This is a genomic window from Aureimonas sp. OT7 (assembly GCF_014844055.1).
Lineage (GTDB): Bacteria > Pseudomonadota > Alphaproteobacteria > Rhizobiales > Rhizobiaceae > Aureimonas > Aureimonas altamirensis_A.
This window is the reverse complement of sequence record NZ_CP062167.1, coordinates 306,641-329,988: the sequence shown is the minus strand read 5'-3', so window position 1 is coordinate 329,988 and position 23,348 is coordinate 306,641. Positions and strand designations below refer to the sequence as shown.

The following is a 23,348-nucleotide window of genomic DNA, read 5'->3' as shown; positions in this document are numbered from 1 at the left end:
TCCTCCCGATTACGGCCCGCTTGACGTGGCCCTCGCAATCAAGAGTACATAAAGTATGACTAATGGCAAGCGGCACGTATTCCTCAGTTCAAGGTGGCGCCAGAGTCCAGGTAGGCCCATGCACTGTCGTCCATTCGATCCGCCATTGCGTGGCCGGCGATGAAGATGGCGGCGTCCAGCGCCGGCAGAAGCTGATCGAGATTCTCGTCCACTGCGATCTCGCGTGATCGAAGCAGCATCTCGGTCAAGAGGTCAATGTTGGCAGCGAGCGGTTCAGTCATGCGACCCAATCCCCTTTGTGGTGCAGTAGTCAGCTTCCGCTGCGCCGAAGACAACGTACGGAAGCGAAATGAGTTGCATATCATTTATCAGTTTAATGATCAAAAAATATCAACTTAGGGTTGCAAAATATAAAATATTCTAAATATAAGTCAGCTAAGATATTGTTATTTTTGCAAAATAAGTTTTAATCACGAACGCGTGTCATCATATACGTTGTACATCAAAAGGAGTATTCCAGCGCAACCAGACCGTCGTTGAGCGGTCAATCAATCCTCGTCCGACGCGGAGCCGAAGTCCCGGCGCGCAATACCGTGACGCTGCAGCTTATCGTAGAAAGTCTTGCGCGGGATGCCGAGCGCCTCGATGGTTGCGCGCGCGTCTCCGGCGTTGTCGCGCAGGGCCTGCCGGATCGCCTCGGCCTCGAATGCGGCCACCCGATCCGGAAGGGGCCCGGTGCTGTCGGACGATGTTGCGCCGGCACTTGCCGCACTGAAGTCCATATCGCCCAGTCCAAGGACCGTGCGCTCGGCGTAATGCGAAAGCTCGCGGACATTGCCGGGCCAGCGATGGGCGCGCAGGCGTTCGTGAACGGCTTTCGTCAGGGCAGGGGTCTCCCGGCCGAAACGACGGGCGGCCGATTGCAGGAAATGCGCAAACAAAAGCGGCACGTCCTCCATGCGCTCCCGCAGCGGTGGGATGCGCAGGGTCACGACATTCAACCGATAGTAAAGGTCCTCGCGGAAACCCCGACGCTCGGAGGGATTGCCCAGATCGACCTTGGCCGCCGCGACGACCCGGATGTTCACGGGCCGGCTTTCATTCGTGCCGAGAGGGTCGATCCGGCGTGTTTCCAGGACCCGCAGCAACTTGACCTGAAGGGATGGCGGCATGGATTCGATCTCGTCGAGAAAGAGGGTGCCCCCCGCCGAATGCTCGATACGGCCGACGCGCCTTTTCTGGGCGCCGGTGAAGGCGCCTGCCTCATGGCCGAACAGCTCGCTTTCGATCACCGTTTCCGGCAGCGCGCCGCAATTCAATGCCACGAAGGGTTTGGGCGCGCGGGCGCTCCATCGATGGATGAGATTGGCGACCACGTCCTTGCCGGAGCCGGTCTCCCCTTCGATCAGAACGTCCACATCGGTCTGCGCGATCTGTCGCACGGTGCGGCGAAGGCTGCGCATCTGCGGCGTCTGCCCTATCAGGGGCAGGTCTTCGTCAACTTCGGCGGCCATCGCGCGCAGGCGTCGGTTTTCCAGGACGAGGCTGCGCTTTTCCACGGCACGGGCGATGCTGGCCAGGAGCCGGTCGCGTGCGAAGGGCTTCGGGATGAAGTCGTAGACACCGCGCTTGAGCGCCGACACCGCCATGTCCACATCGCCGTGCCCGGTTATGAGGATGACGGGCAGGTCCGGGTCGATCGCGCGGATCGCCGCGAAGAGTTGCAGCCCATCCATGCCCGGCATGCGGATGTCGGAAACCACGATGCCGTCGAAACCGCCTTCCAGGCGCGCGATCGCATCCATCGCGGATGCCGCGAGAACGGGCTCGAAGCCCGCCAGCTCCAGCGTCTGGGCGTTGGCCGAGCGCATTGCCTCGTCATCGTCCACGAACAGGACCCGGTTGATGGTTGGGCTCATCCTGCAACCCTTGGAAGCGTGATCGTCATGCAGGCGCCGCCCGATGAAGCGTTGCCGGTGGTGATGCCGCCGCCGAGGTCGCGGAGAATGTCGGCGGTGATCACGAGGCCGAGGCCAAGGCCGTTCTGCCGTGTGGTCGAGAATGGCGTAAACAGGCGATCCAGCATGTCCGGCGACAGGCCGGGGCCCGTATCCTCGATCGCGACGCTGACGCTGTCGCTGCTGACGCTCGTCCGGATCCGGATCGTGCCCTCGCCCTCCATCGCATCCAGCGCGTTGCGCAGGAGGTTGACGAAAACCTGCTCCAGCCGGGTCTTGTTGCCATCCACCAGCGCCGGCCCGGAAGGTGCCTGCCGTTCCAGCCGGACATTCTGCTGCTTCATCCGGCTGCGGAGCATCATGACGGCCCCATCGACCGGTTCGGCGACATCCATCACTTGGTGCACGCCCGTCTGCCGCCGGGCGAAATTGCGCAATGTGCCGGTGATCTCCCCGATCCGGTCGGCAAGACCGGCGATCGTATCGAGGTTCGCGCGGGTGCGGGCGGCGTCGCCCCTGTCGAGGAGCGTTCCGGCGTTTTCGGCAAAGGTGCGGATCGCGGAAAGCGGCTGGTTGATCTCGTGCGCCACGCCGGCGGTGATCTGCCCCAGCGATGCGAGGCGGTTGGCCTGCGCAAGGTCGTCGCGCAGGCGCAGGACGCGCGCCTCGACGCTTTCGCGCTCGGCGATCTCCGTCTCCAGCCGGAGATTGGCGGCGGACAGCTCTGCGGTACGCTCGTTCACGCGCCGCTCCAGCACGGCGGCGGTACGGACCATGTCGGCGCGCCGTTCAGCGGCCCAGCGGCGCCTGCGATACAGGAAGAACAGCGTGCCGAATGCCAGCGCCAGCGCGAGCGCCGTCACGCCGCGCCAATACAACTGCGACTGCGCAAGCGCCGCCGCGGCCGGAACCAGCACGTGGATGCGCCACTCCGCAGGGTTCTCCTGCAAAGGCAGGGTCGCCTCCACATGGGCCTGCATGCCGCTGCCGGCGTCGACGGTGACGAGGCCGTCATCCGCCGTTCCGGCCATGCCCGTCATGTCGAGGGGCTGCAGGCCGGCATCGGCGAACTGGATGCTGTCCCGTATGGCCTGAGCCTCCTCCGGCGCCAGGGCACGAAGCGCCCTGAACCGCCAGCCCGGAACGCTGGTCGCAAGTACGACGCCCCGCCCATCGTCGACGAAGGTGGGGCGGCCACTGGACGCCCAGGTCTGCTCGACGCTGTTCAACTCGACCTTGACCACAACGACGCCCAAAGCGCGTCCGTCCGCGCCATCCACGCGCCGCGAAAGATAGAGGCCCGGCCGGCGGCTGACGGTCCCGAGGCCATATTGTTCGCCCGCCACCTGGCGCAGGGCGCGCTGGAAGTAGTCACGGAAGGCATAGTTATTGCCGACAAAGCTGTCGGCCTGCGCGTGATTGCTCGCGGCGACCGTGTCGCCGGCAGCATCGATCAGGTAGATGACGCTGGCGCCCGTTTCTCCGGCCAGTTGCGCCAGGCGCTCGTCGGTCCGCCGGAGGGCGTCGGCATCGGGCGTGGCCAGAACTCTGGCGATGTCTGTGTCCTGCGACAGGATCAGGGGCACGCTGCGCTGCTTGCCGATCTCGCTGGCCAGCACGGCGCGCGCCAGCGGAGCGGCACGCGCCGCTTCTTCGGACAGTTCGGACAGCCTGTGCTGGCGCGCCAGGGGCCCGGCCGCACCGATACAGGCAAGTGTCCCCACCAGTGCCGCCACCAGCCAGATCGTTCCGGGTTTCGCGATCCATCTCATATGTGCGGTTTACCGCACAATGGCGGCGGCACGCGAGCGAAATATCGCACAATTCTGATCCGCATTGCGTCGATGGGGGGCCGTCACCCCTGCAAATCCGGCATGAGAGGCCTGCGCCAAGCGAATGGCACGCCGCTTGCGAAAGGGGGATCCAAGGTCCGCGCGCGTCGCTTCGGGCCGGGAGAACATGGGGTGCCCAGTCACCCTGTCCACCGATACGGGAGGAATATCATGGCCGTACCCATGGCTGTCGAAACCGGCGCAGGCCCGCAGAAGCGCAAGCCGATCTATGCGCAACTCTATGTCCAGGTGCTTGTCGCCATCGCGCTCGGCATCGCGCTCGGGCACTTCTATCCGCAGCTCGGCGAAAGCCTGAAGCCGCTGGGCGATGCCTTCATCAAGCTCGTCAAGATGATCATCGCGCCGGTGATCTTCCTGACCATCGTCACCGGCATCGCCGGCATGAGCGACCTGAAGAAGGTCGGGCGGGTCGCCGGCAAGGCCATGGCGTACTTCCTGACCTTCTCGACGCTGGCGCTCATCGTCGGCCTCATCGTGGCCAATGTGGTGAAGCCCGGCGCCGGGCTGAACATCGATCCGGCCTCGCTGGATCCGAGCGCTGTCGCCAACTACGCCACCAAGGCGCATGAGCAGAGCCTGGTCGGCTTCCTGTCCAACATCATCCCCACCACCATCGTCTCGGCCTTCGCGGAGGGCGACATCCTGCAGGTGTTGTTCTTCTCGGTTCTGTTCGGCATCGCGCTGGGCATGGTCGGCGAAAAGGGCAAGCCGGTGCTGGATTTCTTCCAGGCCGTATCGGTGCCCATGTTCAAGCTGGTCGGCATCCTGATGAAGGCGGCCCCCATCGGCGCGTTCGGCGCCATGGCCTTCACCATCGGCAAGTACGGGATCAGTTCGGTCGCCAATCTGGCCATGCTGGTCGGCACCTTCTACCTGACCTCGATCCTCTTCGTCGTCATCATCCTCGGCGCCGTATGCCGCTACAACGGCTTCTCCATCTTCGCGCTCATCCGCTACATCAAGGAGGAACTGCTGCTGGTGCTCGGCACCTCGTCGTCCGAGGCTGCGCTGCCGACGCTGATGGACAAGATGGAGCGGGCCGGCGCCAAGCGCAGCGTCGTCGGCCTCGTCGTTCCGACCGGCTATTCCTTCAACCTCGACGGAACCAACATCTACATGACGCTGGCGGCCCTGTTCATTGCACAGGCCACTAATATCGACCTGTCATTGAGCGACCAGATCCTGCTGCTGCTGGTGGCCATGCTGTCGTCCAAGGGCGCGGCAGGCATTACCGGCGCCGGCTTCATCACGCTGGCCGCGACGCTGTCGGTCGTGCCGGCCGTGCCGGTTGCCGGCATGGCGCTCATTCTCGGCATCGATCGCTTCATGTCGGAATGCCGGGCCCTGACGAACCTCGTCGGCAACGCCGTCGCGACCCTCGTGGTCGCACGCTGGGAGGGCGAACTGGACACCGACCGCCTGCATGCGGTGCTGGGCGGCCACGAACGTGGCGAGGCGAAGCCCCAGCCGGAGGCTATCGCCGTACCGGCCGAGTAAGCGCCCCCGGGGGCAAAAGTGGAATCAGGCGGCCGGTGTGCCGCCTTTTTCCTGCAGGAAGGCCTCGTGGAACTCGTCGGCCATCCGACGCAGCGCACGCCCGATCTCGGCGTATTCGTACTCGTTGAGATTGGCGAGGGAAACGCGGCCGGCCGGCTCGTGCGTACCGAACCCCTTTCCGGGCAGAAGCACGATGCCGGTTTCGTCGGCGATGCGGAACAGCATGTCGCCGGCGGTGGCCTTTTCCACCACATAGGCGGCAAAGGCGTCGCCGTGCAGATGCCGGGCGATGGGCTCGAGGTCGAGCAGGGTATAATAGTCCACTTCGTTCGGATCGGATTGCGGCGGCATGCCGAGCTCGCGGTAAAGGGCGCGCTCGCGCCGGCGGATGAGCTTCTTCAGCTCGGCCTTGTACCCGTCCGCCTCGTCCATCAGCGCGAACAGCGAAAACAGCACCATCTGCACCTGCTGCGGCGTCGAAAGGCCGGCGGTGTGGTTAAGGGCCACGGCCCGGCTGTCGGCGACGAGCCGGTCGATGAACGACAATGCCGAGACGTCGGGCACGATGGACTGGTAGCGCCGGTCGAGCGCCTGTCGTTCCGTCTCCGGAAGGGCCGCCAGCGCGCCATCCATCACGTTGTCCTTGGCAGTGGCGACGACACCGAGGCGCCAGCCGGTCGCGCCGAAGTATTTCGAGAAGGAATAGACCAGGATCGTGTTTGCGGGGCAGATCGCGAAGAGAGACTGGAAGTCGTCCGCGAACGTGCCGTAGACATCGTCCGTCAGGATCATCAGGTCGGGACGCTCGCTGGCGACGATATCGGCGATGCGGTGCAGGCTGCGCTCGTCCATCTTGACCGAGGGCGGATTGCTCGGATTGACGAGGAAGAACATCTTGACCGCCGGGTCCTTCAGCTTGTCCAGCTCCGTATCCGGATATTGCCAGTGGGCGTTGGGGTCGGCGTCCAGCGAGACCTGCTTGAGCCCGTATTCCTCCAGCTCCGGGATCTCGATATAGGGGGTAAAGACGGGCTTGCCGATGGCCACCTTGTCGCCGCGCCGGATCAGCCCGTTCTGTTGCAGCGTATGGAAGATATAGGCCATCGCCGCCGTGCCGCCCTCGACGGCGAACAGGTCGATGCTGCGGGTCGGCACGTTGCCGCCGATCATCTCCTTGACGATATAGTCGCGGACGATCTTCTCGCTCAGCCGCAGCATCCGGGGCGGCACAGGATAGTTGCAGCCGAGGATTCCCTCGATCATCTCGTGCAGGAAGTCCGATGCCGAAAGGCCGATCTGGTCGCGCACGTAGCTCATCGCACGGGCCAGGAAAAGAACGCCTTCGCTGCCGCGATTGTCGGCGCAGAAGCGTTCGAAACGACCCTCGATACCTTCGATCTTCGGCAACCCTCCCACGCCGTTGGGAAGGTAGGAGAACGAAAGCTCCGACTCCGCCGCGGCGAACAGGCCAAGCTGGAAAAAGGCCCGGCGCGGCAAGGTAGCCAGGAAGTTGGGGTTGCCGCGGCCGGCATTCAGCATCATCCGGTTGGCCTTGCCGGAGGCCAGCTTGATCAGCTCGTCCTTCAGTTCGAACGGACTGAGCTTGGCGTACTGGCTGTAATCGGTGGACATCGAAGGCTACTCCCTGTTCAGGCGAACGCGACGACGAGTGGCCCGAGCAGGGTCAGGAAAACGTTGGCGAGCGCGTAGGTGATGGCGAAGGGTGCGGTGGGGATCGAGTTTCCGGCCTTGTCCAGCACTTCGCCGAAGGCCGGGTTGGCGCTGCGCGACCCGGAAAGCGCGCCGGCGAAGATGGCTGTATTGTCGTATTTCAGGACATATCGCCCGACCAGCATGGTGATCAGCATCGGCAGCAGCGTCACGACGACGCCGATCAGGAACAGCGATATGCCGCTTTCGCGCACGGTGCTGACGGCCTGCAGGCCGGATTGCAGCCCCACGGCGGCGACGAAGCCGGCAAGGCCGAGGTCGCGCAGCAGGGTCGAGGCGGGCAGCGGCAGGTTGCCGATGGCCATGTTGCGGCCGCGATACCAGCCGAAGACGAGACCGGATAGCAGGGCGCCGCCGCCGGCCCCCAGCGTCAGCGGCACATCGCCTATGCGCAGCACCAGAAGCCCGACCAGCAGGCCCGCGACGATGCCGAGGCTGTGATAGACGAAATCGGTCTTGTCGCTGGGCAGGATCGGCGTGCCGGCCGCCTTCGCCACGCGGGCGACGTCGGAGGCGCTGCCATAGACGGTCACGACATCGCCTGCCTCGACGCGTTCGTCGGGCTTTATCGCCACCGGGGCGCCGCCGCGCTTGAGCGCGGTGACGTAGATGCCGTGCTTCAGCGCGGACGCGGTCGTCGTCATGATGTCGCCGACCGTGCGGCCCACGAAATCGCGCGAGGTCAGCGAGATATCGCGGCTGACCATGACCACGTCCATGCCCTCGGATGCAGGCACTTCGGGCCCAAGGCCGGTCGACCCTTCGAGAACGCCCCCGCGCCGCCCGACCAGAAGAACGATATCGTCCTTCTGGAGTATGAGGTCGGGCTCGACGCCGATGATGGAGCCGTTGCGCTTGACGCGCTCGACGCTGATCGGGGACGCCGCCGCGGCCTCGATATCCGCGATGCTGCGGCCGGCCGCCCCGTCGATGCGGAACAGACGCCCGACGAGGTCCGGCACGGCGGGGGACTCACCCGCGCCGTATTGCTGCGCGCCGGCCAGAAGCGCGGCCTCGGCCTTCATGGCGTCGTCGCGGATGGACCGGCCCATCAGCCAGGGCAGGATGTTGACGCAGACGATGATGGCCCCGAACGAGCCGAAGATGTAGGTGACGGCGTAGCCCACCGCCACATTGCCTTGCAGGCGCTGGATTTCCTCCGCCGCCAGATCGAGTTGCGCCAGCGCCGAGCTGGCCGTGCCGATGATGGCAGATTGCGTCAAGGCGCCGGCTGCCACGCCGGCTGCCAATCCCTTGTCGAGGCCGAAAAGCCGCGCGAAGACGATGACGGTGGCGAGCCCGGTGACGGCCAGAACGGCGGCCAGCACGATCTCGCGGATCGACTGCCGGCCGAGGGACCGGAAAAAGCCGGGTCCGCTTTCGAAGCCAACCGCGTAAATGAAGAGCGCGAACAGGAGCGTCTTGACGCCATTGTCGATGGTAGCGCCGAACTGGCTGATCACCACCGCGACGAGGAGGGAGCCCGCGACCCCGCCCAGCTGGAACTTGCCGAACTGCACCTTGCCGAGCGCATACCCGCCCGCAAGCGACAGGAACAGGGCAATCTCAGGAGATCGGGTGAGGATCGAGTGAACCCATTCCATCGCACGCCCCTTCGCAAAGCGATCGTGCGACAGTCAGCTAGGGCCTTGTTCGGCCATGGAAAGCCGGTCGTGGCCGAATCTGCAACCCGGATCAGGCCGGGGCGAGCCCCGAGCCCTCGTAATCGTTCAGGACCTTCCAGACCAGTTCCTGCATGAAGGCCGCCAGGGCAGGGGTGAGGGGCTGGTCCTGGCCGACATCGGCCGGCAGTCCGCGAGGGTCGCGGCCGTAGATCATCGCGTAATGCGCGAGGCTGATGAAGTAGGCGCCGATATCGTTGATGTGGATGGCGTCGGTGAACAGCATCTCCATCGTCTCGAGGTCGGGCGCCTGCTTCGCCTCGACGGCATCGTAGAGAGCGGCGAACAGCAGCGGCCCCGGGATCATCCGGACCGGGGGCATGCCCTCCGGCCGGTTCGCGTTCACATGCGCCGCGATCTTCTCCCAGCGCTCCCACTCCATCGGCAGGCGCAGGCGAAAGGGCACGTGGCCTTCCGGATCCTTGTTGAAATTATCGAAGTTCGGTCCGCTGGTGATGTGGATCCAGCTGGCGTACAGCATGGTCTCCGCGCCCTTGCCGCCATTACCCTTCGTCCACGCATTTTCGACCCAGCGAAGCGCCTCGTTTTCCGAGTCGTGCCACTGGACGGTGGTGGACAGCGAGACCCGCTCCGTCAGGACCAGCAATTCGTAGTCCTGGATATCGGTCCAGGCGTTGGGCAGGGGATCGGTCGGGTTGTTGCGCCGCCAATCCATGGGGCTGCCGGGGATGGTGGAGCGGGCGATGCTCGGCTTGCCGCCGGCGGCGACGACCATGCGTGACAACATGGGCGGTATCGGGTCGGTCAGGCTGTGGCCGGATTCCACCACCCGCGTCGAGAAGGCGCGCTCCGTGGCCTCGGCGCTTACCGCCTGGAACGTCATCGCCATCGCAAGCGCCAGTACGCAGCCGCCCACCCGAAAGATCGATCCTGCCGTCATGCGTCCGTAGTCTCCTGCCGTTTCACCTTGGCGCCAGTAGACAGGCCCGCACGGGCGTAGGGCAATTCACCCCATCGGCGGTCGGCGTCCGCAATCCGGCTTAGAGCGCAATTCACGCCGACATTCCGTAAGGGACTGTCGGCCGGACCAATCTTCGCATGGCATCCCCGGCGTCGGTCGTCCTATGATGCCGCCCGATTCATGCGCGGGTTTCCCTACATGCGACAGGACGACAGGACCCACGGGCTTTGGGAGCGGACGGCGCCGCCGGCGCCCGCGGCGCCGGCCCTGGACGGTGAAAGAACCGCCGACGTGGCCATCGTCGGGGCGGGATATACGGGGCTTTCGGCCGCCTTGCACCTTGCCGGACAGGGCGTCGATGTCATCGTCCTGGAGGCGGAGGAGGCTGGGTTCGGCGGATCGGGACGCAATGTCGGCCTGGTCAATGCCGGCATGTGGGTCCGTCCGCGCGAGTTGCCCAACGTCCTCGGCCCTGTGCATGGCAAGCGGCTGCTCGACCTTCTGGGCGGCGGGCCGGCCGTCGTCTTCGACTTGATCGAGCGGCATGGCATCGCCTGCGAGGCCAACCGGGCGGGTACGCTGCACTGTGGCGTCGGCGCAGCGGGGGCCGAGGAGCTGGCCGGGCGCGCAGCCGAGTGGCAGGCGCTGGGCGCGCCGGTGGACTATCTGGATGCCGACGCGGCGGCCGAGGCGATCGGCAGCAGGATCTACAGTTCCGCCTTGCTGGATCGGCGCGCCGGTACCATACAGCCGCTCGCCTATGCGCGGGGGCTGGCGCGCGCCGCGGTCGACGCCGGCGCCCGCCTGTTCTGCCGGAGCCCGGTGCGCGCCGCGCGCCGCACCGGCGGGGCCTGGCGGCTCGAAACGCCGCAAGGGGCGGTCACGGCGGCGCGGGTGATCGCGGCGACGAACGCCTATACGCAGGCGTGCTGGCCGCAATTGCGCACCGAGCTCGTGCATCTGCCCTATTTCAACATCGCCACCCGCCCCCTGTCCGGAAACCTCGCCCGGTCCATCCTGCCGGGCCGGCAGGGATGCTGGGACACGAAGGAGATCCTGACATCCTTCCGCTTCGACGTGCATGACCGTCTGGTCGTCGGCAGCGTCGGTGCCTTGCGCGGAACCGGCCGGGCCATCCATCGGCGCTGGGCCGCGGCAACGCTGAAGCGTCTTTTTCCGCAGCTCGGGCCCGTGCAGTTCGAATCCGAATGGTTCGGCATGATCGGCATGACAGAAGATGCCCTGCCGCGCTTTCACAGGCTCGACGAAGGGGTCTTCTCGTTCAGCGGTTACAATGGCCGCGGGATCGCGCCGGGAACGGTGTTCGGCCAGGTCCTGGCCCGGTATCTGACGGGGGGCCTGCGTGAAGAAGACCTGCCACTGCCGCTCAGCGATGCACGCCCGCAGCGCTTCCGGACAGTGCGCGAAGGCATCTATGAATACGGGGCGCAGGTCGCCCACCTCACATCCCGGATCTGATCCGCACCAGGAGAACACCCATGACCCTTTCGTCACCCATCCGGTCCGCCGAAGGCCTCGCCGCCGAAGTAGCGGCCCTGTTCGATACGCTCGGCAGGCCTGCCTCGGACCTGTCGGGCGGCACGCTGGATGTGCGTTCGCCCGTGACCGGCGAAACGCTCGCGGCCCTTGCCGAAACGGACGCGGCGGGCGTAGCCAGGGCGATCGAGGCAGCGGATGCCGCCTTTGCGAAGTGGCGCCTGGTGCCGGCGCCGCAGCGCGGCGAGCTGGTGCGCCTGCTGGGCGAGGAGTTGCGCGCGCACAAGGCATTACTGGGCCGGCTGGTATCCATCGAGGTCGGCAAGGTGACGTCCGAGGGTCTGGGCGAAGTGCAGGAAATGATCGACATCTGCGATTTCGCCGTCGGCCTGTCGCGGCAGCTCTATGGCCTCACCATCGCTACCGAACGCGGCGAGCACCGCATGATGGAGACATGGCACCCGCTTGGCGTCGTCGGCATCATTTCGGCCTTCAACTTTCCCGTCGCGGTCTGGTCGTGGAACGCGGCGCTGGCGCTCGTCTGCGGCAACGCCACCGTGTGGAAGCCCTCCGAGAAGACCCCGCTGACCGCCCTGGCGACGCAGGCCCTCTTCGACCGGGCGCTGGCGCGCTTTCGCGCCGATGGCGGAACGGCCCCGGACGGACTGTCGGCGGTGCTTATCGGCGGAAGGGATGTGGGCGAGGCCATGGTGGACAACGTGAAGGTGCCGCTGGTTTCCGCCACCGGTTCGACCGCCATGGGGCGCGCCGTCGGTCCGCGCGTCGCGGCGCGCTTCGGACGGTCGCTGCTGGAACTCGGCGGCAACAACGCAGCCATCGTCTGCCCGTCGGCCGATCTGGACCTGACGTTGCGCGGCGTCGCCTTTGCCGCGATGGGCACCGCGGGCCAGCGCTGCACCACGCTGCGCCGCCTGTTCGTGCATGACAGCGTCTACGATACGCTGGTGCCGCGGCTGAAAGCGGCCTACGCCTCCGTCGCCGTCGGCAATCCGATGAGCGAGGGCACGCTCGTCGGCCCGCTGATCGACGCCGCGGCCTTCGAGGCGATGCAGAAGGCGCTTGAGGCCGCCCGCGCGGCCGGCGGCGCGGTGTCCGGCGGCGAGCGGGTTACCGTCGGGGCAGGTGGCTACTACGTGCGCCCGGCCCTGGTGGAAATGGCGGCTCAGACGGGCCCGATGCTGGAAGAAACCTTTGCGCCGATCCTCTACGTGGTGCGCTACAATGCGTTCGACGAGGCGATCGCCCTGCAGAACGGCGTGCCGCAGGGGCTGTCCTCTTCGGTCTTCACCAACGACCTGCGCGAGGCCGAGTTGTTCCTGTCGGCGAGCGGGTCGGACTGCGGCATCGCCAACGTCAATATCGGCCCGTCCGGTGCCGAGATCGGCGGTGCCTTCGGCGGCGAGAAGGAAACCGGCGGTGGCCGTGAATCCGGCTCGGACGCCTGGAAAGCCTATATGCGACGGGCTACGAACACCATCAACTACGGTCGCACGCTGCCGCTGGCGCAGGGTGTGAAGTTCGATGTCGGCTGACAAAACGGCACGTTGACCGGGCTTGCGGAACCATCAATAACTGAGGGTGGCATACAGCCTGTAAACCGCTTCAGGACACCGCATGGCCCGTGGTCCATTTCTTGTCTTCGTGCCATTGCTCGTCCTTGTCGCGGCGTGCCGGCCACCCGAGGCCCAGCCCGAGACGCCCATCGTCCCGGTGGTCGTGCAGCGGGCGCAACTCTCCGATTACAGGCCCACGGCTGCTGTCACCGGCGAGGTGCAGGCCCGCAATCAGACGGCGCTCGCCTTCCGCGTCGGCGGCCGCGTGGCCGAGCGCAGCGTCGACGTGGGCGACCGCGTTGCCGAGGGCGACGTCCTCGCCCGGCTGGACCCGCGCGAGCAGCAGGCCGACCTTGCCGCATCGCAGGCCGGCGTGGAAGCGGCGCAGGCGCAGCTCGACCAGGCGAATTCCGAGTTTGCACGGCAGGATGCGCTGTACCGGCAGGGCCTGACGACACGCAGCGTGTTCGAGCAGGCGCAGGAGGCCGTCCGGACCGCGCAGGCGTCGCTGGATGCCGCACAGGCCCAGCAGGCGACCAGTGCCGACGCGCTGTCCTACACGCAGTTGCGGGCAACGGCCCCCGGCGTCGTCACGGCGCGCGACATAGAGGTGGGGCAGGTGGTGCAGGCGGCGGAAACCGCGTTCTCCGTGGCGGAGGACGGGCCGAGGGACGCCGTCTTCCACGTCTATGAGCGCATCCTGTTCGAGCGGCCCCAGACTGATCACATCGCCCTTTCGCTGGCCACGGACCCCTCCGTTTCGACGACGGGAAGCATCCGGGAAATCTCGCCGGCCGTGGACACCACCACGGGAACGGTCCGCGTCAAGGTCGGTATCTACGATGTGCCGGACCGGATGAACCTCGGCTCCGCCGTCGTCGGACAGGCCTTGCTGCCCGGCACCCGCGGGATCATCGTGCCATGGAGCGCGCTGGCGTCCGACGCCGGGCAGCCGGCGGTCTGGGTCGTCGATATCGACACGGGCACGACGGAGCTGCGCCCGGTGCGCATACAAGCCTATGAAACGGGCCGCATCATACTGGCCGGGGGCGTGGATGCAGGAGAGGCCGTGGTGGTGGACGGAACCAAGTTCCTTCGTCCGGGTGAGAAGGTATCCGTCATCGAGGAGGCCGGATCGTGAGGCGCGCCTTCCTTGGCCTCCCGGTCCTCGCGCTGGCGCTTTCGGCGCTGGCCGGCTGCAACCGGGCGGAGGAGCCGTCCGCCCCGTCCATCCGTCCCGTTCGCGCCATGCAGGTCGTGGCCGTCGAGACGCCGAGCTTCCTGCTGACGGGAACGATAGAGCCGCGCGTGCGTACCGATCTCGGCTTCCGCGTCCTTGGCCGCATCACCTCGCGGCCGGTCGAGACCGGCGATACGGTGCAGGAGGGTGCCGTGCTGGCGACGGTGGACCCGACCACCCTCGACCTTGCGGTGCAGTCGGCGGAGGCCGACCTGATCAGCGCCAAGGCACAGCTGGCCGAAGCCTCCGGGGTGGCCTTCCGGCAAAGCGAACTCCTGGCGGCGCGCGCATCGACGCAGGCCAGCTTCGAATCCGCCGACAGGCAACGCCGCACGGCCGCCTCGCAGGTGGCGAGTGCGCAGGCGCGGCTGACCAAGGCGCAGGAACAACGCGGCTATGCCGAACTCAAGGCGAATATGACGGCGTCGTCCTGTCCACCAGCGCCGATGTCGGCCAGGTGGTCAGCCCGGGCCAGACGGTCCTGACGCTGGCCCGGCCGGACGTGCGGGAAGCGGTCATCGACGTGCCCGACCAGGCCGCTTCGTCGCTGGCCGTGGGCATGCCGTTCAACGTGCGGCTGGAGCTCGATCACGGCATGACGACGACGGGCCGCGTCCGGGAGATCGCCCCCAGCGCCGATCCGGCGACACGCAGCCGCCGCGTCCGCATCACGCTGGACGCCCCCCCGGAGGATTTCCGCCTCGGCTCCACGGTCCGGGTGTTCCCGGCCGATGAGGGCCCACCGGGGATCGCGCTGCCGGCATCCGCCGTCAGGCGGACGGCGGACGGCGACTTCGTCTTCGTCATCGAAGACGGCACGCGGGCAGTGCGCCGCGCCGTGGACGTAGAGCCGTTCGGACCGGGCTTCAGGGTGACATCCGGCCTGTCGGGTGGCGAAACGGTCGCCACCGCCGGTGTCAACCGGCTGGAGGACGGACAAGCCGTGCGCATTGGCGGAGAAGCGATTTGAAAGCCGAGCCATTCAACCTGTCCGACTGGTCGCTCCGCCACCGTTCGATGATCTGGTACTTCATGATCGTCTTCCTGCTGGCGGGGGCGTTCTCCTACATCGGCCTCGGGCGCGAGGAAGATCCCAACTTCACCATCAAGACCATGCTGGTGCAGGCCCAGTGGCCCGGCGCATCGGCCGAGGAGACGACCCTCCAGGTCACCGACCGCATCGAGAAGAAGCTCGAGGAGCTGGAATCGCTCGATTTCACCCGCTCCGTCACGCGGCCCGGCGTAACGACCGTCTTCGTCAATCTGCGCGATACCACCAAGGCCCGCGACGTGCCGCGGATCTGGGAAGAGGTCCGCAGCATGATCGGCGACATCAGGCCAAACTTTCCGGAAGGGGTGCAGGGGCCGTTCTTCAACGATCGTTTCGGCGACGTCTACGGCAACATCTATGCCTTCGTCAGCGACGGGCTCACCCAACGCCAGTTGCGCGACATCGTGGAAGATATCCGCGCCAAGGTGCTGACGGTGCGCAATGTCGGCCGGGTCGAGGTGCTGGGCGCGCAGGACGAAGCCATCTACCTGGAATTCTCCACCCGGCAGATCGCCGCGTTGGGGCTGGACCAGCAGCAGATCATCGATACACTGCGGGCACAGAATGCCATCAGCCCGTCCGGCGTCATCCAGGCCGGCCCGGAGCGCGTGTCGGTCCGCGTCAGCGGCCAGTTCGCCTCGGAAGACAGCCTCAGCGCCGTCAACCTGCGCATCAACGATCGCTTCTTCCCGCTATCGGACGTCGCAACGATCACGCGCGGCTACGTCGACCCGCCCTCGGCCCTGTTCCGCGCCAATGGCCAACCGGCCATCGGCCTTGCCATCGGCATGCGTGCGGGTTCCAACCTCCTGGAATTCGGCGAGGCGCTGGAAGCCGAGATGGAGCGCGTCACCGCCGAGCTGCCCATCGGCGTGGACGTGATCCGCGTTGCGGACCAGCCGGTCGTGGTGGACGAGGCGGTATCCCAGTTCACCCGCGCGCTCTTCGAGGCGGTCGCCATCGTCCTCGCCATCAGCTTCATCAGCCTCGGCCTGCGGGCCGGCCTTGTCGTGGCGGTCTCGATCCCGCTGGTGCTTGCGATCACCTTCCTCATCATGTCATATCTGGGCATATCCATGCAGCGCGTGTCGCTGGGAGCCCTCATCATCGCTCTCGGCCTCCTGGTGGACGACGCCATGATCGCGGTGGAGATGATGGTAGCCCGGCTCGAAGTGGGCGACCCGCTCGAAAAGGCGGCAACCTACGTCTATACCTCGACGGCGTTTCCCATGCTGACCGGCACGCTCGTCACGGTGGCCGGCTTCGTGCCCATCGGACTGAACAGCTCCAATGCCGGCGAATTCACCTTCACGCTCTTCGTAGTCATCGCCGTCGCCCTCCTGATCTCGTGGATCGTGGCGGTGCTGTTCGCGCCGCTGCTCGGCGTCACGCTTCTTCCGCGCGCGCTGCCGGACCACAAGAAGCGGAAGGGCTGGTTCGCGCGGGGGTTCCAGCGCATCCTGCTCGTCGCCATGCGGGCCCGCTGGATCACCATCGGCCTGACCGTCATCGCCTTCGGCATATCCATCTATGGCCTCGGCCACGTGCAGCAGCAGTTCTTCCCGTCGTCGGACAGGCCCGAGCTGATCGTCGACTTCACCCTGCCGCAGAACGCCTCGATCGCCGAGACGAACCGGCAGATGCAGAAGTTCGAGCAGGAGATGCTGGCGAACAACCCGGACGTCGACCACTGGTCGGCCTATGTCGGGCAGGGGGCGCCCCGCTTCATCCTGTCCTTCGACGTCGAGACGCCTGACCCGTCCTTCGGCCAGATCGTGGTGGTGACCAAGGGTCTCGACGTGCGGGACCGGACACGAACCGCGCTGCAGGACTATCTGCGAACGACGTTTCCCGGCACGGACGCCTTTGTGAAACTGCTGGATATCGGCCCGCCGGTCGGCAGGCCGGTGCAGTACCGCATCAGCGGACCGGATATCCAGACCGTGCGCCGGCTGTCGGAAGAGCTGGCCGGGGTGATGGCGACCAACGCGAATCTGGACGAAGTCGTCTACGACTGGCACGAGCCTGCCCGCGTCGTGCGCGTCAACGTTTCGCAGGACATGGCACGACGCCTCGGCGTCTCGTCCGCCGACATCGCCGGCGCGCTCAACGGCGTGGTGGACGGAACCACCATCACGCAGGTCCGCGACGCGATCTACCTCGTCAACGTAGTGGCGCGGGCGACGGATGCCGAGCGCGGCTCCATCGATACGCTGCAGAACCTGCAATTGCCGGGCAGCAGCGGGCAGTCGGTGCCGCTGGCGGCGATCGCCACCTTTTCCTACGAAATGGAGCAGCCCGTCATCTGGCGCCGCTCGCGGCTGCCCACCATCACCGTGCAGGCGGCGGTTCAGGGCAGCGTGCAGCCCGATACCGTCGTGCGGCAGCTCACGCCCGCCGTGACCGAGTTCTCGGAGCGGCTGCCGGCCGGATACAACGTCGCCATCGGGGGCGCCGTGGAGGAAAGCGGCAAGAGCCAGGCCCCGATCATCGCCGTCGTGCCGCTGATGCTGTTCATCATGGCGACCATCCTGATGATCCAGTTGCAGAGCTTCCAGCGGCTGTTCCTGGTGTTCTCGGTCGCGCCGCTCGCCTCCATCGGCGTCGTCATCGGCCTTCTGGCCAGCAACTCGCCGATGGGGTTCGTGGCCATTCTGGGCATCCTCGCCCTTGCGGGCATTCTGATCCGCAATTCGGTGATCCTGATCGTCCAGATCGAACATGCGCGCCAGGAGGGCGACTCGCCCTGGGACGCAGTGGTGGAGGCGACCGAGCATCGCATGCGGCCCATCCTGCTGACGGCGGCCGCCGCAAGCCTGGCCCTGATTCCGATATCGCGGGAAGTGTTCTGGGGCCCGATGGCCTACGCCATGATGGGCGGCATCGTCGTCGGCACGGTGCTGACGCTGCTGTTCCTGCCTGCCCTCTACGTTGCCTGGTTCCGCATTCACGAAGACGGGCACGCCAAGCCGGCCGGGGAGACCGAGGGGGCGGCCTGAGCCGCCCGCCCGGTGCTTGGGTCAGCCGATTCGGCCGCCGCCGGTCTTGGTGATGGCGACGACGGCCGGGCGCACCGGCATCGCTTCGTCGAAATCGGGCCAGCGGGTGGACAGATCCTCGTAGTAGGAGGGCCTGCCGAATCCGTCCCAGTCCTCGCCGCCGTCGCCGGGATGCTGCACGGCCACGAACATGGTTTGCATGTCGTCGGTCATCAGCGGCCCGCACATCTCGGCGCCCACGGGCACGCGATAGAAGAGGCGGGAGGTTCCGCGCGCTTCCCCATCGGTGTCGACTGCCCAGAGACCATCCGTTCGCCCGGTCGCCTTGGGCGAATTGCCGTCCGTTGAGACCCACAGGCGTCCGTCCGCATCGACGGCGCAATTGTCGGGCATGCCGAACCAGCCGTTCTCGGTCGTGGCGGTGGAGAAGGTCGCCCCCACCTCGGCGACCGAAGGGTCGCCGCATTTCAGAAGGACTTCCCACGTGCCGCGCGTGGCGCTGAAATCGCCATCGGCCTCGGCGATTTCGATGATGTGGCCGAAGGCGTTGGACGCGCGCGGGTTGGCGGCGTCGACCTGGTCGTCCTTGCGGCGCGTATTGTTGGTCAGCATGACGTAGACGCGGCCATTGGTGCCGTTCGGCTCCACGTCTTCAGGCCGGTCCATCGGCGTCGCTTCCAGAAGGTCGGCGGCACGGCGCGTCTCGATCAGGATGTCGGCCTGCGAAGCGAAGCCATTTTGCTCGGTCAACGGCCCCTCGCCATGGACCAGCGGCAGCCATTCCAGCGTGCCGTCTTCCTGGAACCGGGCGACATAGAGCGTGCCTTCGTCCAGGAGATCCCTGTTGGCGGCGCGGTCGTCCGGATCGTATGTGCCGGCCGTCACGAACTTGTAGACGTAGTCGAAGCGCTCGTCGTCACCGAGATAGAAGACGACCTTGCCGTTCTTCGCCACGATGGATTCGGCGCCCTCGTGCTTGAAGCGGCCCAGCGCGGTCCGCTTCTTCGGCACCGAGTTCGGGTCCATTACGTCGACCTCGACCACCCAGCCGAAGCGGTTGGCCTCGTTGGGCTCTTTCGAAAGGTCGAAGCGGTCGTGGAACCGGCCCCAGGCATAGGTGCCCTCCGGAATGCCCATGCGCTCGTAGTTCGCGGCTTCGCGGTGGCCTTCCGGCAGCGCCCCCATGAAATAGCCGTGAATGTTCTCTTCGGCCATGATGTAGGTGCCCCATGGGGTCACGCCGCCGGCACAATTGTTGACGGTGCCAAGGACACGGCGCCCGGTCGGGTCTGCGTTGGTCTTCAGCCGGTCATGCCCGGCCGCCGGGCCCGACAGGGCCATCTCGGTGCCCGCGGTGATGCGCCGGTTCAGGGCGCCGTCCAGCACGGGACGCCACTTGCCGCCCTCCTTGCGGATCTCGACGATGGTGCCGCCATGCGCGGCCATCTCGATGTCGACGCGTGTGCGGTCGGCCTCGGCCACCGTGATCTCGCCGTCGACGACGGTTACGATGCCGGGGAACATCAGATGTTCGTTCGTGTATTCGTGGTTGACGACCAGAAGGCCGCGGTCGTCGGCGCCATCCAGCGGAATGAAGCCGACATAGTCGTTATTGTAGCCGAACTGCCGGGCCTGCGCCTCGGGAGTCTGGGCCGTTGGATCGAAGTCCGGTGCGTCGGCGAACAGCCTGTCGCCCCACCGCAGCAGCACGTCCGCATCGTAGCCTTCGGCCACATGGTGGTCTGCGTCCACGCCGGCCACGACCTCGGCGAAGTCGAAGCGCGAGGCGGTCGATGACGCCTTGGCCTCGTCCGCCGCCGCCAGCGCCAGCGGGCTGACCGTGGCGGCAATCGCCGTCGCGGCCAGCGAGCCCTGGAGGAAGGACCGCCGCGAGAAACGCGCGGCAATGATTTCACCCATGGTGCGGTTGTGCGTCGGGTTGAGTCCTTCGCCCTCCGCTTCCTCCAGCCGGCTGGACCGGAAAGGTTTCGCGCCGTTGACCGTCTTGTCCATCTGTCACCCCTTGCAGTCTGGAACGTTTCCAAGGCGGGGATAGGCGAGCGCAATGACAGGCGAATGACACGGCCGCCGAAGCACTCCTCGGGCGATGCCGGGGGTATCTCCCGGTGGCTCCGATTGTTTCATATCTTCGTGAGAACGGCCGGTTCCGGGCCCGATATGGTCTCGCCGCGGCAAGAGGTCATAGGCATGCCCCGATCTCCTCGCCTATACAGGCAGGCCAGACCCCCGCACCGCCGCACGAGGACCGATTGGGCTCCGCCGGATTCGTTCAGAAACTGACCGCACTGACCGCGCATCGCCACGCCGAGAAGGCGTTGGCCGGCCTGTGCTTCGCGGAAGCCTCCGTCATCCCTGCCTTTCCCGAGGTGATGCTGGCGCCGATGATCATGGCCGACCGGCGACGAGCGTGGCGGCTGGCGGCGATCTGCACGCTGTCTTCCGTCGCCGGCGGGCTGCTCGGCTATGCCATCGGCATGTTCCTGTTTGAGCTGGTCGGCCAGCCGATCCTCAATTTCTATGGGCTCGGGACGGATTTCGAGGCGCTGGCGACGCGCTTCAACGAGGCGGGATGGATCATGGTCCTGGTCGGTGCCCTGAGCCCGATCCCCTACAAGGTCATCACCATCACGAGCGGCGTCACCGGCCTCGATCTCTGGACCTTCGTCCTGGTCGGCCTTCTGGGGCGGGGCCTGCGCTATTTCGTGCCCTGCGCCCTCTTCTATGCCTTCGGGCCGGCCGCAACGGACATCAGCCGGCGGCATCCGCGCAAGGTCGCGCTGGCGGCAGTCGCCCTGGTGGTCGGCGGCTTCGCCATGGCGGCTTTCGTTATCTGAAAAGCAAAACGGATTTCCAAACGCCGCTTCCATGCTTTAGATCCTGCACCCAGCGACAGCGCCGGAAGAAGGATCAGCCATGTCACTCGAACAGGTTCTCGCCACGATCGATACGAACCTCGATGCGTCCGTCGAGCGGCTGAAGGAACTCCTGCGCATCCCGTCCATATCGACCGATCCGGCCTATGCCGACGCATGCCGGAAGGCAGCGGAATGGCTGGTCGCCGATCTTTCCGGGCTCGGCTTTCGGGTGGCGCTTCACGATACGCCAGGCCATCCGATGGTCGTGGCGCATCACGACGGCGCCGGCGCCGATGCGCCGCACGTCCTGTTCTACGGGCATTACGACGTGCAGCCGGTAGACCCCATCGCGCTATGGGATACCGATCCCTTCGATCCGCAGGTGAAGAGGATGGACGACGGCAGCAGCCGGATCGTCGGGCGCGGATCGGCCGACGACAAGGGCCAGCTCATGACGTTCGTGGAGGCCTGCCGCGCCTATATCGGGCAAACGGGAAGCCTGCCCTGCCGGGTCACGCTGTTTCTGGAAGGGGAGGAGGAGTCCGGTTCGCCCTCGCTGCTGCCCTTCATGGACGCGCACAAGGCGGAACTGTCGGCCGATGTGGCGCTCGTCTGCGACACCAACATGTGGAACCGCGATACGCCGGCCATCTCCACCGGCTTGCGCGGACTGGTGGGCGAGGAAGTCACCATCCATGCCGCATCGATGGACCTGCATTCGGGCTATTACGGCGGCGCCGCAGCCAATCCCATCCACGTGCTCGCGAAGATCCTGGCCGATCTGCACGACACGGAAGGCCGGGTGACCCTGCCTGGCTTCTATGACGGCGTGCCGGAGCTGCCGGAGGACATCCGGACCCTCTGGAACGGGCTGGACTTTTCGCAAGCCGAATTCCTCGGCGGCGTCGGATTGTCCGTGCCGGCCGGCGAAAAAGGGCGCTCCGTGCTCGAGCAGACATGGTCGCGTCCGACCGCGGAAGTGAACGGCATCGAAGGCGGCTATACCGGAAAGGGGTTCAAGACGGTGATCCCGGCCTCGGCCCGGGCGAAGGTATCCTTCCGGCTGGTCTTCGATCAGGACCCCGCGGCCGTCCGGTCAAGCTTCCGCTCTTTCGTCCAGCAGCGCCTGCCCGCGGACTGCAGGGCGGAGTTTCATGAACATGGCGGCTCCGGCGCGATCCAGCTGCCTTTCGATTCGCCGATGCTGGAAGCGGCAAGGCGGGCCTTGAGCGACGAGTGGCCGAACCCGGCCGTCATGATCGGCATGGGCGGGTCTATCCCCGTGGTCGGCGAGTTCAAGCGCCGGCTGGGGATGCAATCCCTTCTCATCGGCTTCGGGCTGGGAGACGACCGGATCCATTCGCCCAACGAGAAGTACGAGATGTCGTCCTTCCACAAGGGGCAACGCTCCTGGGCGCGTGTTCTGGCCGCCCTGTCGGGGAGGGGCGTCTAAGCCGCGCGCACCCCATGCTGCCGGGCGAGGTTGAACATCAGGGATCGGCGCTCGAGCGTCAGCCTCGACTCGATCTCGGCGACCAGCTCGGCCGGGGCGTTGCGCTGCTGCAGCTCCTCCAGCGTCAGTAAGATCGCGTGGTTGACGGCCTGGGCGATAGGGAGCTGCAGGCGTTTAACCGCATAGGACGCCGCGTCATCGTAGATGGCGACGATCCATTCGTGAAACTGGGACAGCGCTTCAGGTGTCCCGGCAAGATCTCGCCACATGAAAACCCTATTGCTATAGTATAAATGATCAGGTTAATGTGAAACAGTATTTATAGTATTGACATTTTTGTGAATGCGACAGTATGACGCATATATTAAGTGATCATTATCTTCGGCCTGGGATCTTCTGCAAATTTATAGAGGATCGGCGCCGTCATCGCTCCGTTCCTCACAGTCGTCGACACACGTGCAGAGGCCTTGCGCAAACGCGCGCTAACGGCAAAGAAGCGGCTTTTCGCAATCCGGAGCGGCCCATGCTTGACGCGACTGACTTGAGGATACTGAGGGCTCTTCAACGAGATCCGGAAGGGTCGGTCGAGCGCATCGGACGCGCTGCCGGCCTCAGCCACACGCCATGCTGGCGGCGTATCCGGCGGATGCAGGCCGAGGGAGTCATCGGCGACCGCCGATATCGCATCAATGAGCGTGCCGTCGGGCTGCTCGTCACGGTCCTGACCATGGTCAAGCTGGGGCGCCAGGACGAAGACAGCCTGGAAGCCTTCGAGCAGGCCGCCAATGCCATGCCCGAAATCATGGAATGCTATCTCGTCACCGGCCGATACGACTTCGTGCTGACGATCCTGACCCGCGATACGGAAAGCTTCGAGACGCTGGTCAAGACGAAGCTGTCTCGCCTGCCTCATGTGGCGGAGCTCAATTCCACCGTCGTCCTGCGCAAGTCGAAGAGCGGATCGCCTTTGCCGATTTGAGGGGGGCCATCCTCAAATAAGCCCGAAAGCGAAGCA

18 protein-coding genes are annotated in these 23,348 nt (G+C 66.0%); 10 read left to right on the top strand and 8 right to left on the bottom strand.

Translation table 11 applies throughout. The features are described 5' to 3' along the window. Positions 1 to 83 precede the first annotated feature (83 nt). The 3 genes from IGS74_RS01615 to IGS74_RS01605 form a co-directional block, all read right to left on the bottom strand. On the bottom strand, positions 84 to 281 hold the full coding sequence (locus IGS74_RS01615) for a hypothetical protein (protein WP_039194604.1): 198 nt from the start codon (positions 279 to 281) through the stop codon (positions 84 to 86). Between the two features lie 267 nt (positions 282 to 548). Then, a complete protein-coding gene (locus tag IGS74_RS01610; protein WP_192388817.1) occupies positions 549 to 1,919 on the bottom strand; it encodes a sigma-54 dependent transcriptional regulator in 1,371 nt (456 codons plus the stop codon). Further along, positions 1,916 to 3,730 (bottom strand): ATP-binding protein, encoded by a 1,815-nt coding sequence (locus tag IGS74_RS01605; protein ID WP_192388815.1) that lies wholly within the window; start codon positions 3,728 to 3,730, stop codon positions 1,916 to 1,918. The genes IGS74_RS01610 and IGS74_RS01605 overlap by 4 nt, the downstream gene beginning before the upstream one ends. Between IGS74_RS01605 and IGS74_RS01600 the strand changes: the two genes are divergently transcribed. Beyond that, positions 3,731 to 5,308 carry a dicarboxylate/amino acid:cation symporter gene (locus tag IGS74_RS01600; protein WP_348641879.1) on the top strand — a complete coding sequence of 526 codons (1,578 nt, stop codon included), beginning with the start codon at positions 3,731 to 3,733 and terminating at the stop codon, positions 5,306 to 5,308. A gap of 24 nt (positions 5,309 to 5,332) precedes the next feature. On the opposite strand, the gene IGS74_RS01595 is transcribed toward IGS74_RS01600, so the two are convergent. The 3 genes from IGS74_RS01595 to IGS74_RS01585 all read right to left on the bottom strand — a co-directional run bounded on the left by IGS74_RS01595 (position 5,333) and on the right by IGS74_RS01585 (position 9,622). Then, positions 5,333 to 6,940 (bottom strand): bifunctional aspartate transaminase/aspartate 4-decarboxylase, encoded by a 1,608-nt coding sequence (locus tag IGS74_RS01595; RefSeq protein ID WP_192388813.1) that lies wholly within the window; start codon positions 6,938 to 6,940, stop codon positions 5,333 to 5,335. Positions 6,941 to 6,957: 17 nt separating this feature from the next. Then, on the bottom strand, positions 6,958 to 8,643 hold the full coding sequence (gene aspT, locus IGS74_RS01590) for an aspartate-alanine antiporter (protein ID WP_192388811.1): 1,686 nt from the start codon (positions 8,641 to 8,643) through the stop codon (positions 6,958 to 6,960). A gap of 91 nt (positions 8,644 to 8,734) precedes the next feature. Beyond that, positions 8,735 to 9,622: a hypothetical protein gene (locus tag IGS74_RS01585; protein ID WP_192388809.1), complete on the bottom strand. Its 888-nt coding sequence runs from the start codon at positions 9,620 to 9,622 to the stop codon at positions 8,735 to 8,737. Positions 9,623 to 9,841: 219 nt separating this feature from the next. Here IGS74_RS01585 and IGS74_RS01580 point away from each other — a divergent pair, with 219 nt between their 5' ends. From IGS74_RS01580 to IGS74_RS01560, 6 genes are all read left to right on the top strand, one after another. Then, positions 9,842 to 11,122, top strand: a complete 1,281-nt coding sequence (locus IGS74_RS01580) for an FAD-binding oxidoreductase (RefSeq protein WP_192391294.1) — start codon at positions 9,842 to 9,844, stop codon at positions 11,120 to 11,122. A gap of 20 nt (positions 11,123 to 11,142) precedes the next feature. Then, positions 11,143 to 12,693, top strand: a complete 1,551-nt coding sequence (locus IGS74_RS01575) for an aldehyde dehydrogenase family protein (protein ID WP_192388807.1) — start codon at positions 11,143 to 11,145, stop codon at positions 12,691 to 12,693. An 82-nt stretch (positions 12,694 to 12,775) separates the two neighbouring features. Then, positions 12,776 to 13,855, top strand: coding sequence for an efflux RND transporter periplasmic adaptor subunit (locus IGS74_RS01570; RefSeq protein ID WP_192388805.1), 1,080 nt, complete (start codon positions 12,776 to 12,778; stop codon positions 13,853 to 13,855). After that, complete coding sequence (locus tag IGS74_RS20170) at positions 13,852 to 14,439, top strand: biotin/lipoyl-binding protein (protein WP_246722817.1); 588 nt, start codon at positions 13,852 to 13,854, stop codon at positions 14,437 to 14,439. The genes IGS74_RS01570 and IGS74_RS20170 overlap by 4 nt, the downstream gene beginning before the upstream one ends. Beyond that, entirely contained in the window at positions 14,412 to 14,924 is a 513-nt protein-coding gene (locus tag IGS74_RS20165) for an efflux RND transporter periplasmic adaptor subunit (RefSeq protein WP_246722813.1), read from the top strand. Before IGS74_RS20170 ends, IGS74_RS20165 begins: the two co-directional genes overlap by 28 nt. A gap of 47 nt (positions 14,925 to 14,971) precedes the next feature. Beyond that, positions 14,972 to 18,004, top strand: coding sequence for an efflux RND transporter permease subunit (locus tag IGS74_RS01560; RefSeq protein ID WP_192391293.1), 3,033 nt, complete (start codon positions 14,972 to 14,974; stop codon positions 18,002 to 18,004). Between the two features lie 21 nt (positions 18,005 to 18,025). Here the strand turns inward: IGS74_RS01560 and IGS74_RS01555 are convergent, their stop codons facing one another. Further along, positions 18,026 to 20,017: a PhoX family phosphatase gene (locus IGS74_RS01555; protein WP_192388801.1), complete on the bottom strand. Its 1,992-nt coding sequence runs from the start codon at positions 20,015 to 20,017 to the stop codon at positions 18,026 to 18,028. A 257-nt stretch (positions 20,018 to 20,274) separates the two neighbouring features. Here IGS74_RS01555 and IGS74_RS01550 point away from each other — a divergent pair, with 257 nt between their 5' ends. Further along, positions 20,275 to 20,859 carry a YqaA family protein gene (locus IGS74_RS01550; RefSeq protein ID WP_245283061.1) on the top strand — a complete coding sequence of 195 codons (585 nt, stop codon included), beginning with the start codon at positions 20,275 to 20,277 and terminating at the stop codon, positions 20,857 to 20,859. Positions 20,860 to 20,938: 79 nt separating this feature from the next. Continuing rightward, a complete protein-coding gene (locus IGS74_RS01545; RefSeq protein WP_192388799.1) occupies positions 20,939 to 22,333 on the top strand; it encodes a M20/M25/M40 family metallo-hydrolase in 1,395 nt (464 codons plus the stop codon). Here the strand turns inward: IGS74_RS01545 and IGS74_RS01540 are convergent. Continuing rightward, complete coding sequence (locus IGS74_RS01540) at positions 22,330 to 22,602, bottom strand: hypothetical protein (protein WP_192388797.1); 273 nt, start codon at positions 22,600 to 22,602, stop codon at positions 22,330 to 22,332. The genes IGS74_RS01545 and IGS74_RS01540 overlap by 4 nt on opposite strands. Positions 22,603 to 22,856: 254 nt before the next feature. Here IGS74_RS01540 and IGS74_RS01535 point away from each other — a divergent pair, with 254 nt between their 5' ends. Then, positions 22,857 to 23,312 (top strand): Lrp/AsnC family transcriptional regulator, encoded by a 456-nt coding sequence (locus IGS74_RS01535; protein WP_192388795.1) that lies wholly within the window; start codon positions 22,857 to 22,859, stop codon positions 23,310 to 23,312. Positions 23,313 to 23,348: the final 36 nt, after the last annotated feature.